Genomic DNA, 15658 nt, shown 5'->3' with positions numbered 1-15658 from the left:
AGGCACCTTCCTTACGAGGAGGTTTTGCAACCGCAGGATTCAGAGGTTTCAGAGCGACCGTGATTTCGTCCGAACTGTTGACCGACCTTCTCGCTCCCGTTGGTGAGGGCCGCATTGAGCCCATGGCACAGGCGCGCCTGCAGGCTCTTTTGGATGCGGTGCCTGTGGCGTTGATGGAATTCCGGCTCCAGGACGGCCGCTTGTTGTTGTTGGCGGCCAATGCTGCCGCGCGTCGCACGCCAGGGCTTGGCGCTGTGCGCAATCCGGGTGTGGACGCGAGCGACGTGTTTGATCTGTTGGCGGACACCCCTTTGCTGGATCAGCTGTATGGGGTGGTCCGTGTGGGCGCGCCTCTGGATTGTCGACAGGTGGTGCGCGAGCCCGGCCGGTTGTTGCTGGCCTGGGACTTGTCGGCCCGCCGCGTGACCAGCGACTGCATCGTGGTCACGGTACGTGATGCCTCCGAGGCTGAGGCCCTGCGCGCCTCTTCGCAGGCATCCGAGCGTGCACTCGAAGATGTGCGGCGTGAGTTGCGCGAGCAGACGGAAGTTTTCAACACCATGGAGAGCCTGGCTCGCACCGGGCACTGGCGCCGCATTGAGGACCCTGGTGAAACGGTGCTGCTGTGGTCGCCGGGTCTGTGCAACATCGCAGGTTTCGAGCAGCAGGAGTGGGTCGACCCTGAGCGTGCCGTCAGTGGCATCCTGCCAGAGGATCGCCACGTGTTTGAAGCGATTCGCGAACGGAGCGCCGGCCTGGATGTGGAGTACCGCTGGCGCCGGCCCGACGGTGAAGTGCGCTGGATGCGGTCGCGGGTACAACGCACGCTGCCGCGCGACGGCGTGCAGGTGGTCATGGGCGTGGTGCAGGATGTGACCGATGAACACCGCGCTGCCGAGCAGTTGCGCGAGCAGCTGCTTTTTATTCAGCGCATCGCCAGCCGTATCCCAGGCTTCATCTACGAGTTCCGCTTGCACGCCGACGGCGGAACCAGCGTGCAGTACATCAGCGATGCGGTGCGTGAGTTCATGGGCGTGGAGCCCCACGAGGTGACGGCCGACCATGGGGTGCTCATGCATCGCGTGGTGGCTGAAGACCTGCCGCAGGTGCAGCGCTCGGCGATGATGTCGGTGCGCAAGCTGGTGCCCTGGCAGTGCGAGTACCGCGTGCATATGCCTGACGGGAGTGTGCGCTGGCACATGACCAATGCCATTCCGCACCGAGAACCGGATGGCTCGGTCGTGTCCCATGGCTTCACCATGGACATCACGGACCGCAAACGCGCAGAGCAAGAAATCGAGCGCCTGGCCTTCTACGACGCACTCACGGGCCTGCCCAACCGGCGCCTGCTGCTCGATCGCCTGCAACGCTCCATCGCCGCCTGCCAGCGCACCAAGAACCTCGGCGCCCTGCTGTTCATCGACCTCGACAACTTCAAAGACCTCAACGACACCCTGGGCCACGACATGGGCGACCAGCTCCTGGCCCAGGTGGCCACCCGCCTGGTGGGCAGCGTGCGCGAAGCCGACACCGTCGCCCGCTTTGGCGGCGACGAATTCGTCGTCATGCTCGAAGCCCTGGCCCCCGACCTGCAAGAAGCCGCCACCCAGGCAGAAACCGTCGCCGAAAAGCTCCTGGCCAGCCTGAACCAGCCGTTTGATCTGGACGGCGGCCAGCACTACAGCACCCCCAGCATCGGCATCACCCTCTTTGGCGACGAACGCCTCACCGTGGACGAACTGCTCAAACGCGCAGACCTGGCCATGTACCAGGCCAAAGCCGCAGGACGCAACACCCAGCGCTTCTTCGACCCCGACATGCAAGCGGCCGTCAACGCCCGCTCCAACCTGGAAGCCGACCTGCGCCAAGGCCTGGCCCGGGGCGAACTGCTCGTGCACTACCAACCCGTGGTCGACCACCACGCCCGCCTCATGGGAGCCGAAGCCCTGGTGCGCTGGCTCCACCCCCAGCGCGGCATGATCAGCCCCGGCGACTTCATCCCCCTGGCAGAACAAACCGGCCTCATCCTCCCACTGGGCCAATACGTACTGCAAACCGCCTGCGAACAACTGCAGCGCTGGAGCCAGCACGAAACCACCGCCCACCTGTCCATCTCGGTCAACGTCAGCGCCCGGCAATTCAGGCAGGCAGGCTTCGTGGCCCAGGTACTGCAAACCCTCAAGAGCCACAACGCAGACCCCAGAAAACTCAAACTCGAACTCACAGAAAGCCTGCTGCTGGGGGACATTGAAGACACCATCGCCCGCATGGTGCAGCTCAAGAGTGAAGGCGTGGGGTTTGCGCTCGATGACTTTGGCACCGGCTACTCATCGCTGTCGTACCTCAAGCGCCTGCCGCTGGACCAGGTGAAGATCGACCAGAGCTTTGTGCGGGACGTGCTGACAGACCCGAACGACGCGGCGATAGTGCGGACGATATTGGCGCTGGCCAAGAGCCTGGATCTGGAGGTGGTGGCCGAGGGGGTGGAGACGACGGGGCAGCTGTCATTCCTGAGGCTGCATGGGTGCGAGGGGTTCCAGGGGTATTTGTTTGGCCGGCCGGGGCCTGTGGGTGATATCGATGCGTACCTGCACCCCGCTGGCTGACTGGCGTCACGCCCCAGAGCCCTCGCTGCAGTGGGCGCTGCAGGCATGGGGTGGGTTGTGCGGGTGAGGGTGTAGACATGTTTTTCGACAAAGTGCTGGACCGCAAGGCACCAGGGGTGCGTGGGCTGTTGCTGGTGCTGGCCGTCGCTTTGTTGGGCGCCTTGATGGTGGTGGAGGGCGCTCTGCAGTGGCGCAGCGCGGAGCGCGCGACCGAGCGCTCACGCCTGCTGCTCCAGACAGCCGATGCGCTGATGAGCCAGACCACCGGTGGAACCATGCTGGGGGCCGTGTCACTGCTGGGCCTCAGCGAGCCTTTGCTCAAGGAGATGGCGCTGGGCCGCCTGACACCCGATCACCCCGAGGCGCTGGCCCGACTGGCTGTGGCGCGTGGGCGGTTTCTGGTCAATGGCGTCTATGTGATCTCTGCGGACGGTACCGTGGTAGCGCACGAAACGGCGGGAGAGCGGTCCACAGGCCTGAATCTCTCCTTTCGACCGTATTTTCAGCAGGCCATCCAGGGGGCCATCAGTGTGTATGCCGCCGTGGGCACCAACACCCAGGAGCGCGGCCTGTACTATGCAGCCCCCCTGTATGACAGCGATACACCCTCCAGCTCCATCATTGGCGTGGTGATGTTCAAGGTGGGCTTCGAGCCGGTGGATCTGTTGCTCAAGCGGGTGGGTTTGCCCATGGTGCTGCTCTCGCCACAGGGGGCGGCATTCGCCTCTACCCGCCCAGAATGGCAGTTTGCAGTGGCTCCGCCGCTCACCCAGGCGCGCATTGACGCCCTCCGCGCATCGGGCCAGTTTGGCCAGCATTTTGAGAATGGGGTCGCCTCGGCCCTGCCGTTTGCGCCCGATGCGGGCGAGGTGGTGCTCAATGGCGTGACCTATGCGGTCGCGCATCGTGAGATTGGCTGGAATGATCCGGGTGGCCAATGGCAACTGGTGCTGCTGGACGACATCAGTGCACTGATGACGCTGGCCCAGCGCACGCAGGTAGGCGCCGTGGCGTTTGTGCTGCTGAGCCTGCTGGGATTGCTGCTGCTGGATCTTTTGCGCAGCCGTGCGCGGGTGGCCGCTGCGCTGGAGCGTTTTCGGGTCTTGGGTGCCGCGCTGGAGAGCAGCCCGGTCTCGGTGGTGATCACCGATGGCGAAGGTCTCATTGACTGGGTCAACCCCCAGTATGAGCGCAATACGGGTTACTCGCTTGACGAGGTGCGCGGCAAGAAACCGTCGATTGTGTCCAGTGGACAAACCCCGGCGCAGACCTACCAGGTCATGTGGTCCACGCTGCTTTCGGGCCAGTCGTGGCAGGGGCATTTTGTGAATCGTCGCAAGGACGGCAGCACCTACCACGACGAGGCCACGCTGTCGCCTGTGTTTGATGGGCGTGGCAAGCGGATTGGCATCGTGGGGCTGCACGAGGATGTGTCCGAGCGCATTCAGGCCCAGAAAGAACTTGAGCGGCGCGAGCGTCTGCTCAACGAACTGCTGGAGCAGCAGACCGCGATTTTTGACAATGCGCCGCCCATTGTGCTGGTGTGTGACGGGCAGTTCCGCCAGTTCAATCCTGCATTTGTGGAGCTGATGGGCGGCACGGCTTCGCAGCTGCTCGGTCTGGGGGTGTCGGTGCTGTTTGGTGGTGCTGGCCACGCAGACCTGTTCACGGCCCGTGTTGCCCCGGCACTGGCCTCGGGCCAGGCGCTGCGCGAGACAGCGACCTTGTACCGCTTGGACGGCCGCCAGTTTGGAGCGCGCTTGGCGGGTCGCAGCCTCAAGATGGATGATTTTGGCTCGGCCTCCATTTGGGTGATTGAGGATGTCAGTGAGCAGAGGCAGGCGGAATTGGCCATTCAGCAAGCCCAGGAACGCCTGGAGTTGGCGCAGGAGGCCGGCAAGATCGGGGTGTTTGACCTCAATCTGGTGACCGGTGAAATCCTCTGGTCAGACAAGCTGGCGCAGATGATGGGACTGCCCCCCGGCACTCAGCCGCAGAACCGTGACTACTGGCTTAGTTGTTTGCACCCCGACGATCGTGAACAGGCCCAAAGCTACTTCGACAACTGCCTGGCGGGTGCTGAGGATGATTTGCGCGACTCCTGGCGCATCGTGCGTCCCGATGGCGAAGTGCGCTGGTTCCTGGAAGCGGCGCGCATCTTCCGGGATGCCGAGGGACGGCCGGTGCGCGTGGTGGGCGTGAATGTGGATATTCACGACCAGAAGCTGCTGGAGGAGCAGGTGGCAGGGCAGCTGGATTTTCAGCAGGCCCTGATCGACGCCATTCCGGTGCCGCTTTTCTACAAAGGGGCCGATGGGCGCTACATCGGCGTCAATCGTGCGTATGAGCAGGCGTTTGGGGTGGCGCGTGAGGCACTGGTTGGCAAGACCGTCATGGACCTGGACTATTTGCCACGGGAGACCCGGTTGCTGTTCGAGCGTGATGCCACGCTGGCCACGGGCGGCGAGCGGTCGGTGCACCGCGAGGTCGATCTGCCCTATGCCGACGGTGACATGCACCACACCCTGTTCTGGCTGCACGGGTTTCTGCGTGCAGACGGAACCCCTGGCGGCGCCATCGGCACCTTTGTGGACATCACGGACCGCCAGCGCGCCGAGCAGGAGCTGCGCCGCGCCAAAGAGCTGGCCGAGGAGTCCACGGCGCTCAAGTCGAACTTCCTGGCCAACATGAGCCATGAAATCCGCACCCCGATGAACGCGATCATCGGTATGTCGCACCTGGCGCTCAAGTCGGGCCTCAGCCCGCGCCAGCACGACTATGTGAGCAAGATCCAGCAGGCGGGTCAGCACCTTCTGGGGGTAATCAACGACATCCTGGATTTCTCCAAGATCGAGGCGGGCAAGCTCATGGTCGAGCGCCAGCCGTTTCTGCTGGACCGCATGCTGGAGAGCGTGTCCGACGTGGTGGGCTACAAGGCCGGGGCCAAGGGGCTGGAGCTGGTCTGCGACGTGGCCAATGACGTGCCGCCCAATCTGGTGGGCGATGCGCTGCGCCTGGGGCAGATCCTCATCAACTTCGCCAACAACGCCATCAAGTTCACGGAGGCGGGCGAGATCAGTATTGCCGTGCGCTTGATCGACGCGGTGGGCCAGCAGGTGCGGCTGCGTTTTGAGGTGCGTGACACGGGCATCGGCCTGACCGAAGAGCAGATGGGGCGCTTGTTCCAGAGCTTTCAGCAGGCCGACACATCCACCACCCGCCGCTATGGCGGCACGGGGCTGGGGTTGGCGATTTGCAAGAGTCTGGCCGAACTCATGGGGGGTGAAGTGGGGGTGGACAGCACCTTCGGCAAAGGGTCCACCTTCTGGGTGGCTGTGCCTCTGGAGCGTGGCGCCCCGGCCCGGGTGTTGTTGCCACCGCCCGACTTGCGTGGCAGCCGCGTGCTCGTGGTGGACGACAACCACACGGCGGCCACCGTATTGTCCGACATGTTGCATTCCATGGGGTTCGAGGTGGAGCAGGCCCACTCTGGCCTGGAAGCGCTCGACCAGTTACGCGCATCCATGACCGAGCACCGGCCTTTTGGTCTGCTGCTGCTCGACTGGCATATGCCGGGCATGGATGGTGTGGAGCTGGCGGGGCACATTCGCAGCCTGGGCATGGCCAAGGTTCCACAGATGCTCATGGTGACCGCTTACGGCCGGGAGGATGTGATGCGTGCCGCACGGGCCCAGGGGATCGAGACCGTGCTCATCAAACCCGTCAATGCGTCGGTGCTGTTCGACACCCTCATGCAGCCGCTGGAGCAGGCCACGGCGGTGGGGCGCCGTGTGGCCACACCCGCACCTGCCGCCGACGAGCTGCCACTGGAAATCCGCGGAGCCCATGTGCTGCTGGTGGAAGACAACGAACTGAATCAGATGGTGGCGATGGAGCTGCTGCTGGACGCTGGTTTTGCCGTGGACGTGGCTGAGAACGGGCAAATTGCCATCGACCGCATCGAGCGCAAGCACTACGATGCCGTGCTGATGGACATGCAGATGCCCATCATGGATGGCGAAACCGCCACCCGGGCCCTGCGCGGCAATCCCCGGCATGCCCAGCTGCCCATCATTGCGATGACGGCGAATGCGATGGAGGCCGATCGCCAGCGCTGTTTTGCTGCGGGTATGAATGACCATGTTGCTAAACCCATTGAGCCTGCGGCCCTGTGGGCGGCCTTGGGCCGATGGATACGGCCCCGTTCGGGGCTGGGGGCTTCGGCCGCCGGGGAGGCCGCATCGTTGCGGCCGTCCGTTGACGGCGCAGCTGCCCCTTTGCCAGTGCGGACACCAGAAGCTACCGCCCCCGTGACCCTCCCTTGGGTGGTTGGCCTCGATACCCAGCTGGGACTGCAGCGCGCGCTGGGCAAGCCTGGCCTGTATGTCGAGTTGCTGCGCCGCTTCTGCGAGGGACAGACACCCGTGCTGGCCGAACTGCAGCAGGCGCTGTCTGCCAATCATTTTGGCGTGGCTGAGCGCCTGGTCCACACACTGCGGTCGGTTGCCGCCAATATCGGTGCACAAACGGTATCGGAATGCGCCCAGGCGTTGGAGCACGCCCTGCGCTATCGCCGGGGCAACGAGGCCATCGTGCACCTGCTGGCCGAATTGCGCGCCGCTTTGCTGCCGCTGCTGGGCGGGTTGCAGGACTGGATGGTCAATGCCGTGCCTGCACCGTCGCCTGCTCCCGTTGCCGGAGTGTCCGTGGCGGATGCAGTGCAGCGGCTGCGTGGTTTGCTGGAGCAGGACGACCCTGCAGCCACCGAATTTTTCCAACACAATGGCAGTGTGCTCAAAACCGCTTTGGGGAGTGCCTTCAAGGCCGTCGAGATGCATACCCTGAATTTCGATTTCGAGCTGGCACTGGAGGCCGTGGCCGCAGCGCCCGGCCCCGAATCTTTAGCTCCACACCCCCCTTGAACGCCACAACCCGCAGGACATTTCATGGACAACGCGCCCTTTGCCTCCAGCCAGGCGACACTCGTTGACAAGCCGATTGCCACGGTGCTTGTGGTGGATGACACGCCCGAAAACCTCACACTGATGGGCAGCCTGCTGCGTGAGCACTTTCTCGTGAAGGTGGCCAACCACGGCGAGAAGGCGCTCAAGATTGCCCAGTCCGGCATGCCCCCCGATCTGATCCTTCTGGACATCATGATGCCGGAGGTCGATGGTTACGAAGTTTGCCGACGCTTGAAGGCGGATCCCGCCACGCGTGACATTCCGGTGATTTTTTTGACCGCGCGCTCCGATCCCGACGACGAACGCATGGGGCTGGCGCTGGGGGCGGTCGACTACATCACCAAGCCCATCAGCCCGCCCATCTTGCTGGCGCGGGTCAATACCCATCTGGCGCTCAAGGCCACGGCCGATTTTTTGCGCGATAAAAGCTCCTATCTGGAGCGGGAAGTGGCCATGCGCACGCTGGAGGTGCAGGCCATTCAGGACGTGACCATCATGGCCATGACCTCACTGGCCGAGACCCGCGACAACGAGACGGGCAACCATATCCGTCGCACGCAGCTGTATGTGAAGACGCTGGCCGAGCGTTTGCGGCACCACCCGCGCTTTGAGGCTGTGCTCAACGACCGCATGATCGAGTTGCTCTACAAGTCCGCCCCATTGCACGACATTGGCAAGATCGGTATCCCGGACAGCATCCTGCTCAAGCCGGGCAAGCTCACGGTCGAAGAGTTCGAGGTCATGAAAACCCACACCACGCTAGGCCGCAATGCCATCGATGAGGCGGAGCGTCGCCTGGGGATGCGCGTGGCATTTCTCAGTGTGTCCAAGGAGATCGCCTACAGCCACCAGGAGAAATGGGATGGCTCGGGCTACCCGCAGGGGCTGGCAGGGGATGCCATTCCCGTGTCTGCGCGCCTCATGGCAGTGGCCGATGTATATGACGCGCTGATCTGCAAGCGGGTCTACAAACCCGCGTTCTCACATGATCAGGCCAGCAACACCATCGTGCGAGGCAGGGGCACGCACTTCGATCCCGACATGGTGGATGCGTTTGTGGACATTGCTGAGGACTTCCGCAGCATTGCCCAGAAGTACCCAGACCCTGCATAGGGTGCAACCCCCCTGAGTCGCTTCGCGCCTTCCCCCTTCTCTCCAATTGCTGCGCAATTCGGGAAGGGGGACGCAGCCAGTGCGGCGGGGCGGCCCTTGCATGGCTCCACTGGTGTGCGTCTCGCCCGCTGCCTGGTCCAGCGACCAGAACCCGACCAATGGTCATCGTGCGCAGGCTCCATGGCTGTGCGCAGTGGATAGATTTAGAACGGTGCGTCTTCGCCCTTGGCGGCATCAGCCTGCGGGGCGGTTGGTTCTGCTGCGTCCGCGCCCTCGCCGGCGTCTGGGGCGCCGGTGACAGGCGCGTCAGCCGCAGCCGCTTGGCGCACGGCCGCTTTGTCACCGGCACTCGCAAACTTGCTGTACTTGCCCAGAATCGGCACCAGCTGGCCATAGATGCGTGGATTGCCAGCCAGGCATTCGCGCTGCTCCAGGAAGTCGGCTTCGCCTGTGAAATTGCCCACCAGACCCCCGGCCTCGGTCACCAGCAGCGAGCCTGCAGCCACGTCCCAGATCGACAGACCGGTTTCGAAGAACCCATCGGTGAAGCCCGCTGCCACATAGGCGAGGTCCAGCGCGGCAGCGCCGGGGCGGCGCAGGCCAGCGGTGCGCTGCATCACGTCGCTCATCATGTTCAGGTAGCTCTTGAAGTTGTCGCCCGGGCGGAAGGGGAAGCCCGTGGAGATCAGGCAGTCCTTGAGCTGGGTGCGCTTGGAGACGCGGATGCGGCGCTCGTTCACATAGGCACCACGGCCCTTGGTGGCCGTGAACAGGTCGTTGCGCGTGGGGTCATACACCACGGCCTGCTCGATCTTGCCCTTGACGGCCAGGGCGATGCTCACGCAGTACACGGGGAAGCCGTGGATGAAGTTGGTGGTGCCGTCCAGCGGGTCGATGATCCAGACAAATTCCGAATCCTTGGCGCCGTATTCCTTGCCTGACTCTTCGGCCAGGATGCCGTGGCCAGGGTAGGCCGTGAGCAGCGTCTCGATGATGATCTTCTCGGACGCGTGGTCCACTTCGGTCACGAAGTCGTTGATCTGCTTTTGCGAGATCCGCACCGATTCCACGTCCAGGGCCGCGCGGTTGATGATGGCGCCGGCGGCGCGTGCGGCCTTGATGGCCACGTTGAGCATGGGGTGCAGATTGGACGACATAAATTGTGGTGGTGAGCAGGGTGCCCACCACCACAAAAGGGGAGGCACCGTGCGAATCAGGAGCGGTTCGGCCCGACCCGGCGATGCGGGCGGCGACAATGAGGGCGAGATTTTACCCGCAGAGCCCCTTTTTCACCTAACCGCCTGCCATAGCCCTGCCATGAAGACCCGTTTCGTCCTGATCAATACCAGCCACGCCGGCAATGTGGGCGCGGCTGCCCGTGCCATGAAAACCATGGGTTTCGACGACCTTGTGCTGGTCGCCCCACGCTGGGCCAACGTGCTGCGGCGCGAGGAGACCATTCAGCGTGCCAGTGGCGCCCTCGATGTGCTGAACAACGCACGCATCGTCGCCACGCTTGATGAAGCCCTGGACGGTATGAGCCACCTGTGTGCCACGGCGATGACCCCGCGCGACTTCGGCCCCCCTACGGCCGCGCCGCGTGCACACTTTGAGTTGCTATTAAAAAATGAGCTACTCAGGCATGAAAAACGGGCGCAAGAAGGCAAAAACACTTCAAGTGTCGAAGAATCGACCGCTACAGACCCTGGCGCGGCCCCGCAGGCCGGTGTGGCGTTTCTCTTTGGCTCCGAGCGTTTCGGCATGACCAACGAGGACGTGTACCGCTGCCATGTCGCGCTGTCGATTCCCACCAATCCCGGCTTTGGCTCGCTCAATCTGGGTGCGGCCATCCAGGTCATTGCCTACGAATGGCGCACGGCGCTGGGCGGCTTCCCCGTGCAGGATGCCACGCCCCCCCGCGCACTGGCCGATGCCGCCCAGGTGGCCGGAATGCTGGGCCACTGGGAGCAGGCGCTTGCAGACATCGGCTTTCTGGACCCTGCCGCGCCCAAGAAGCTCATGCCGCGCCTTAACCAACTTTTCAATCGCGCGCAGCTCAGCCCCGAGGAAATCCACATCTTGCGAGGTGTCGCCAAAGCCATGATCGAGACGGCGCAATCGAAACGCTAGACTGTGTAGCCCATTTACACATAACGATAACAACCGATGTTTGCCCGTCTGCGCTCCGATATCCAGTGCATCCTCGACCGCGATCCTGCCGCGCGCAGCACGTGGGAGGTGATCACCTGTTATCCGGGGCTGCATGCGATCTGGTTGCACAGGCCTGCCTACTGGTGCTGGCACAACGGCCTGAAGTGGCCGGGGCGCTTCATCTCGCATTTCGCACGCTGGTTCACCGGCATCGAGATCCACCCCGGCGCCAAAATTGGCGAGCGCGTGTTCTTCGACCATGCCATGGGCGTGGTGGTGGGCGAGACGGCTGAAATTGGCGACGGCTGCACCATCTATCAAGGGGTGACTCTGGGTGGCACCTCGCTTTACAAAGGCACCAAGCGCCACCCCACGCTGGGCAAGGATGTGGTGGTCAGTGCCGGGGCCAAGGTGCTGGGCGGTTTTGAAGTGGGTGACGGCGCCAAGATCGGCAGCAACGCGGTGGTGATCAAGCCCGTGCCCGCAGGGGCCACGGCGGTGGGTATTCCGGCGCGCATCATCCCGTCCAAGGAGGGGCAGAGCGCTGACGTGACCGAGCCGCAGCAGGCGCGCAAATTCACGGCCTATGGCATCACGCAGGAAGACGACCCGCTCTCTCAGGCCATGCGAGGCCTGATCGACAACGCTTCATCGCAAGAGCACCAGATTGCGCTCCTGTGGCAGGCCATCGAGAAGCTGTCGGCCAACAATGTACAGAACAAGGACTGCGTGCCCTGCGATGCGGCACTCAAGGAGCAGTTCGAGGCGGGCAAGCTCAATGAGCTGGTGGGCAAGTAGGCCGCGCTGGGCGATTGAATTGCTCTAAAAAGAATAGCTGCTAGCGCTTGATTGACGGGCGCTAGCAGCTATTTTTGCTTGAAGTGACCGGTTCAGACCGTGCGTGGCGCTCGGATGGCGGTCTTCGGCCGGAAGGCCTTGCAGACCGCGTCCTGCGTTTCCAGATACGGCCCGCCAATCAGGTCGATGCAATACGGCACCGCAGCAAAGATGCCCGCAACGACCTGTTTGCCTTCGGCGTCTTTCAGCCCTTCCAGCGTCTCGGCAATCGCCTTGGGCTGGCCCGGCAGGTTGATGATCAGGCTCTGACCACGCACCACGGCCACCTGGCGCGACAGAATCGCCGTGGGCACAAACTTCAGGCTGATCTGGCGCATCTGCTCGCCAAAGCCAGGCATCTCTTTGTGCGCCACGGCCAGCGTGGCCTCAGGCGTCACATCGCGCAGGGCAGGGCCTGTGCCGCCCGTGGTCAGCACCAGGCTACACCCGGCGTCCACAAGGCCGATGAGGGTGGCGCTGATGCCGTCCTGCTCGTCGGGGATAAGGCGCGACTCAAAGGTGATCGGGTTGTGCAGCGCACGGGTCAGCCAATCTTGCAAAGCGGGCAGGCCTTTGTCTTCGTACACGCCGGTGCTGGCGCGGTCGCTGACGGAGACGATGCCGATACGCACCGGGTCATGGCCGCTCTGGTCAGTCATCGTGGTCGCCCTCGTCCTCGTCGGCATCCGCACTGCCGGTGTTGCCCATGTGCTCGCGCACCAGCTGGAACAGCTCGCGGTAGGCGCGGCCCTTGCGCGGGGCCAGGCCTTGGGACACGGCGGCCTTGTCGGCGGGCGGGGCATCCTTGCGGGCCTGGCGGATCAGGGCGCGCAACTGCTGGGTGTCGGTGGTGGGGTGTTCGGCCATCCAGGGTGCGAGGGCGTCGTCATCGGCGATCAGGCGGTCACGCCATTGTTCAGTCAGGTGCAGTTGCAGCTTTTCGGTGGCAGAGCCCTTGTGCTGCTCTTCCAGGGCCAGGCGCGCGGCCTGCACCAGCTCAGGGTCGAGCTTGCGCATGATCTTGCCCACGTACTGCATCTGGCGGCGCTTGCCTTCAAAGTTGGTAATGCGCTTGGCCTCGGCCAGCGCGTCCACCAACTTGTCGGGCAGGCCCAGAGACTCGGCCAGGTCGGCGCGCAGGCTCAGAAGCTCCTTGCCCAGATCCTGCAATTCGTCGCTTTCGCGTTTGAGATCGGTGCGACTGGCATCGGGCGTGCCTTTGAGTTCGGCCTTGAGCTGGATGTCCATTTCGCTGCCTTCGGCAACGAACTGGCCTCGCACAAAGTAGCCTTTTTTGGGTTTGCGTGACATGGGGTGGGGGCAAAGAGAGGGGTGACGGCGGTTGCGCCACAGCGGCAAGTATCATAGCTGCCGCTATGAATAAACCCTCCACCCGCGCCGCGCGCTCCCAAAGTGCCCCGGCCGCCACGCAAGCCCTGGCCTCCTCACGCACCCCTGACAGCGGCTTCAGCTACAGCCGCCCATTTTTTGAAGAGCTGGTGGACCGCGCCCTGGCGCACGCCAAGAAACTCGGCGCCAGCGATGCGGGCGCCGAGGCTTCGGAGGGTTGCGGCCTGTCTGTCAGCGTGCGCAAGGGCGAGCTGGAGAACGTAGAGCGCAACCGCGACAAATCCCTGGGCGTGACGGTCTACATCGGCCACCGCCGTGGCAATGCCAGCACCTCCGACTTTTCCACCAAGGCGATCGAGCAGACGGTGCAGGCTGCGTATGACATTGCCCGCTTCACCGCCGAAGACCCTGTGGCGGGTTTGCCGGATGCGGACGACATTGCGCCCACGGCCACCCACCGTGATCTTCAGCTCTTTCATCCCTGGGCGGTCACCAGCGAAGAGGCCGCCGCAATGGCCAAGGCCTGCGAGGCCGCCGCCCTGAAAACCCACCGCCGCATCACCAACAGCGAAGGGGCGGGCGTGTCGGCCCAGCAAAGCCATTTTTTCAGTGCCCACACGCGCGGCTTTCGTGGCGGTTATGCCAGCTCGCGCCACAGCTTCTCCGTCGCACCGATTGCGTCGCTGCCCGGCAAAAACGCCGAGATGCAGCGCGACGCCTGGTACAGCTCCATGCGCAACGCAGCCGACCTGGCCTCGCCCGAGGCCGTGGGCCGCTACGCAGCGCAGCGCGCCCTGAGCCGCCTGGGCAGCCGCAAGATACCCACCACGCAGTGCTCCGTGCTGTTCGAGTCCACCCTGGCCGCAGGCCTGTTGGGTGGCTTTGTGCAGGCCGTGAGCGGCGGATCGCTCTACCGCAAGAGCAGCTTCCTGCTCGACTCACTGGGCAAGATGGTTTTCCCCAAACACATCGACATTCTGGAAGACCCGTTTGTGTTGGGCGGCAAGGGCAGCTCGCCGTTTGACGAAGAAGGCGTGCGCGTGGCGCCACGCAAGGTCGTCAAGGGTGGGCGGGTGGAGGGGTACTTCCTCAGCAGCTACTCGGCCCGCAAGCTGGGCATGAAGACCACTGGCAACGCCGGTGGCTCACACAACCTGGTGATGACCTCTCGCCTGACGCAGGCCAGCGACGACCTGGATGCCATGCTGCAAAAGCTGGGCACGGGCCTCTTTGTGGTGGAGCTGATGGGCCAGGGCGTGAACTACGTGACGGGCGACTATTCGCGTGGTGCGAGCGGTTTCTGGGTAGAGAACGGCAAGATCGCCTTCCCTGTGCATGAGATCACCATCGCCGGCAACCTCAAGGACATGCTCAAGGGCATCGAGGCGGTGGGGGCCGATGCCTACAACTACGGCGCCAAGACGGTGGGATCGATTCTGGTGAACCGCATGAAGGTGGCGGGCAGCTGACTGTTGCTTGCATGGGCTCATGTCCATGCAGGCCGTCGGGGCTCCAAAGCTCTGAATGCATCGGCCCGATTTCGCTGCAGCCCTTCGGGCATTGGTTTTTGTGGGCGGTCTACGGTGTGGCGGCGGTTGCCGATAACCGGGCTGTGGGCTGCACACCGCGCCTTGCACGCCACCCGGCAAAGACCGCTGCGCGACCTCTGGGAGATCGTCAACAGGCTCTGAACTGGTAGGAGGCGAGTACGCCCAAGAACTGTTCACCCACCCGGGCAGTCTTTGAACGCCCTTTGCACAGCTTGCGGTTGGTTCGATAGAGCTTTCTGATCGACTGGTCTACGCATTTTTGGTTATGGACCCCGCAAACATTGCGGACAGGTTTCATAGGGTTCATGCAGTGTGCTCGGTCGTCGCCCATGGCGACCCTGTGGTGATTTCCGCGTTTGCATTGCTGTCATGAACGGAACGCAATATGGTGTGGGTGTCGCGCAGCCAGTGGGCACATCAACCCCCCCAAGGAGTTACCATGTCGAAAGTTCTGGTTCTTTACTATTCCACTTACGGCCACATCGAAACCATGGCCCAGGCCATGGCCGAAGGCGCTCGGTCAGCTGGCGCGACGGTCGATGTCAAGCGCGTTCCAGAGACCGTGCCTGAAGATATTGCCAAAGGCGCGCATTTCAAGCTCAACCAGTCTGCTGCTGTGGCCACCGTGGCGGAGCTGGAGAGCTATGACGCCATCATCGTCGGTGCGCCCACCCGGTTTGGCCGTGTGCCTTCTCAAATGGCTGCGTTTCTCGACCAGGCGGGAGGGTTGTGGGCACGCGGTGCTCTCAATGGCAAGGTGGGGGGCGCGTTTACCTCCACAGCCACCCAGCACGGTGGACAGGAGGTCACACTGTTCTCCATCATCACCAATCTGATGCACTTCGGGATGACGATTGTGGGCCTGCCTTACAGCCACCAGGGACAGATGACACTGGATGAAGTCGTCGGCGGCAGCCCTTACGGCGCCACCACCATCGCTGGCGGCCAAGGACAGCGCCAGCCCAGCGCCCTGGACCTGGACGGCGCACGGTTTCAGGGTAAATTGATCGCAGAAACCGCGAACAAGCTGTTTCCCTGATGGAGGGGTCTCAGTCTATGCGTTGGGCGTAGTCTCTCGCCAATATGG

General features: G+C 63.5%; 10 protein-coding genes. 7 read left to right on the top strand and 3 right to left on the bottom strand.

Annotation, left to right across the window (positions count from 1 at the left end):
- The first annotated feature begins 59 nt into the window (after positions 1-59).
- The 3 genes from CLU85_RS16615 to CLU85_RS16605 all read left to right on the top strand — a co-directional run bounded on the left by CLU85_RS16615 (position 60) and on the right by CLU85_RS16605 (position 8683).
- On the top strand, positions 60-2606 hold the full coding sequence (locus tag CLU85_RS16615; RefSeq protein ID WP_232727849.1) for a bifunctional diguanylate cyclase/phosphodiesterase: 2547 nt from the start codon (positions 60-62) through the stop codon (positions 2604-2606).
- A gap of 77 nt (positions 2607-2683) precedes the next feature.
- Positions 2684-7528, top strand: coding sequence for a PAS domain S-box protein (locus CLU85_RS16610; protein WP_100411229.1), 4845 nt, complete (start codon positions 2684-2686; stop codon positions 7526-7528).
- Between the two features lie 24 nt (positions 7529-7552).
- Complete coding sequence (locus CLU85_RS16605) at positions 7553-8683, top strand: two-component system response regulator (protein ID WP_100411228.1); 1131 nt, start codon at positions 7553-7555, stop codon at positions 8681-8683.
- A gap of 203 nt (positions 8684-8886) precedes the next feature.
- Here the strand turns inward: CLU85_RS16605 and CLU85_RS16595 are convergent, their stop codons facing one another.
- Positions 8887-9840 carry an inositol monophosphatase family protein gene (locus CLU85_RS16595; RefSeq protein WP_100411227.1) on the bottom strand — a complete coding sequence of 318 codons (954 nt, stop codon included), beginning with the start codon at positions 9838-9840 and terminating at the stop codon, positions 8887-8889.
- A gap of 160 nt (positions 9841-10000) precedes the next feature.
- On the opposite strand from CLU85_RS16595, the gene CLU85_RS16590 reads away from it, so the two are divergent.
- Together CLU85_RS16590 and cysE are read left to right on the top strand one after the other, a co-directional pair.
- A complete protein-coding gene (locus CLU85_RS16590) occupies positions 10001-10813 on the top strand; it encodes an RNA methyltransferase (protein ID WP_100411226.1) in 813 nt (270 codons plus the stop codon).
- 36 nt (positions 10814-10849) lie between these two features.
- A complete protein-coding gene (cysE, locus tag CLU85_RS16585; protein WP_100411225.1) occupies positions 10850-11632 on the top strand; it encodes a serine O-acetyltransferase in 783 nt (260 codons plus the stop codon).
- A 92-nt stretch (positions 11633-11724) separates the two neighbouring features.
- Here the strand turns inward: cysE and mog are convergent, their stop codons facing one another.
- Together mog and yjgA are read right to left on the bottom strand one after the other, a co-directional pair.
- Positions 11725-12330: a molybdopterin adenylyltransferase gene (mog, locus tag CLU85_RS16580; protein ID WP_100411224.1), complete on the bottom strand. Its 606-nt coding sequence runs from the start codon at positions 12328-12330 to the stop codon at positions 11725-11727.
- Positions 12323-12982, bottom strand: coding sequence for a ribosome biogenesis factor YjgA (gene yjgA, locus CLU85_RS16575; RefSeq protein ID WP_100411223.1), 660 nt, complete (start codon positions 12980-12982; stop codon positions 12323-12325). Before yjgA ends, mog begins: the two co-directional genes overlap by 8 nt.
- A gap of 65 nt (positions 12983-13047) precedes the next feature.
- Here yjgA and pmbA point away from each other — a divergent pair, with 65 nt between their 5' ends.
- Positions 13048-14490 (top strand): metalloprotease PmbA, encoded by a 1443-nt coding sequence (gene pmbA / locus CLU85_RS16570; protein ID WP_100411222.1) that lies wholly within the window; start codon positions 13048-13050, stop codon positions 14488-14490.
- A gap of 520 nt (positions 14491-15010) precedes the next feature.
- On the top strand, positions 15011-15610 hold the full coding sequence (gene wrbA, locus CLU85_RS16565; protein WP_100411221.1) for an NAD(P)H:quinone oxidoreductase: 600 nt from the start codon (positions 15011-15013) through the stop codon (positions 15608-15610).
- The last annotated feature ends 48 nt before the right edge of the window (positions 15611-15658 follow it).

The sequence above is a fragment of the Acidovorax sp. 69 genome, from assembly GCF_002797445.1.
Taxonomy (GTDB): domain Bacteria; phylum Pseudomonadota; class Gammaproteobacteria; order Burkholderiales; family Burkholderiaceae_C; genus Acidovorax.
Note: the sequence above shows the minus strand (reverse complement) of the source record. Positions and strands in the feature narration are given on the sequence as shown.

Excerpts from the sequence above, each read along its gene's own strand:
- mog (WP_100411224.1), bottom strand. The coding sequence starts at position 12,330 with ATGACTGACCAGAGCGGCCATGACCCGGTGCGTATCGGCATCGTCTCC.
- CLU85_RS16610 (WP_100411229.1), top strand. The coding sequence starts at position 2,684 with ATGTTTTTCGACAAAGTGCTGGACCGCAAGGCACCAGGGGTGCGTGGG.
- CLU85_RS16595 (WP_100411227.1), bottom strand. The coding sequence starts at position 9,840 with ATGTCGTCCAATCTGCACCCCATGCTCAACGTGGCCATCAAGGCCGCA.
- wrbA (WP_100411221.1), top strand. The coding sequence starts at position 15,011 with ATGTCGAAAGTTCTGGTTCTTTACTATTCCACTTACGGCCACATCGAA.
- yjgA (WP_100411223.1), bottom strand. The coding sequence starts at position 12,982 with ATGTCACGCAAACCCAAAAAAGGCTACTTTGTGCGAGGCCAGTTCGTT.
- CLU85_RS16590 (WP_100411226.1), top strand. The coding sequence starts at position 10,001 with ATGAAGACCCGTTTCGTCCTGATCAATACCAGCCACGCCGGCAATGTG.
- pmbA (WP_100411222.1), top strand. The coding sequence starts at position 13,048 with ATGAATAAACCCTCCACCCGCGCCGCGCGCTCCCAAAGTGCCCCGGCC.
- CLU85_RS16605 (WP_100411228.1), top strand. The coding sequence starts at position 7,553 with ATGGACAACGCGCCCTTTGCCTCCAGCCAGGCGACACTCGTTGACAAG.
- cysE (WP_100411225.1), top strand. The coding sequence starts at position 10,850 with ATGTTTGCCCGTCTGCGCTCCGATATCCAGTGCATCCTCGACCGCGAT.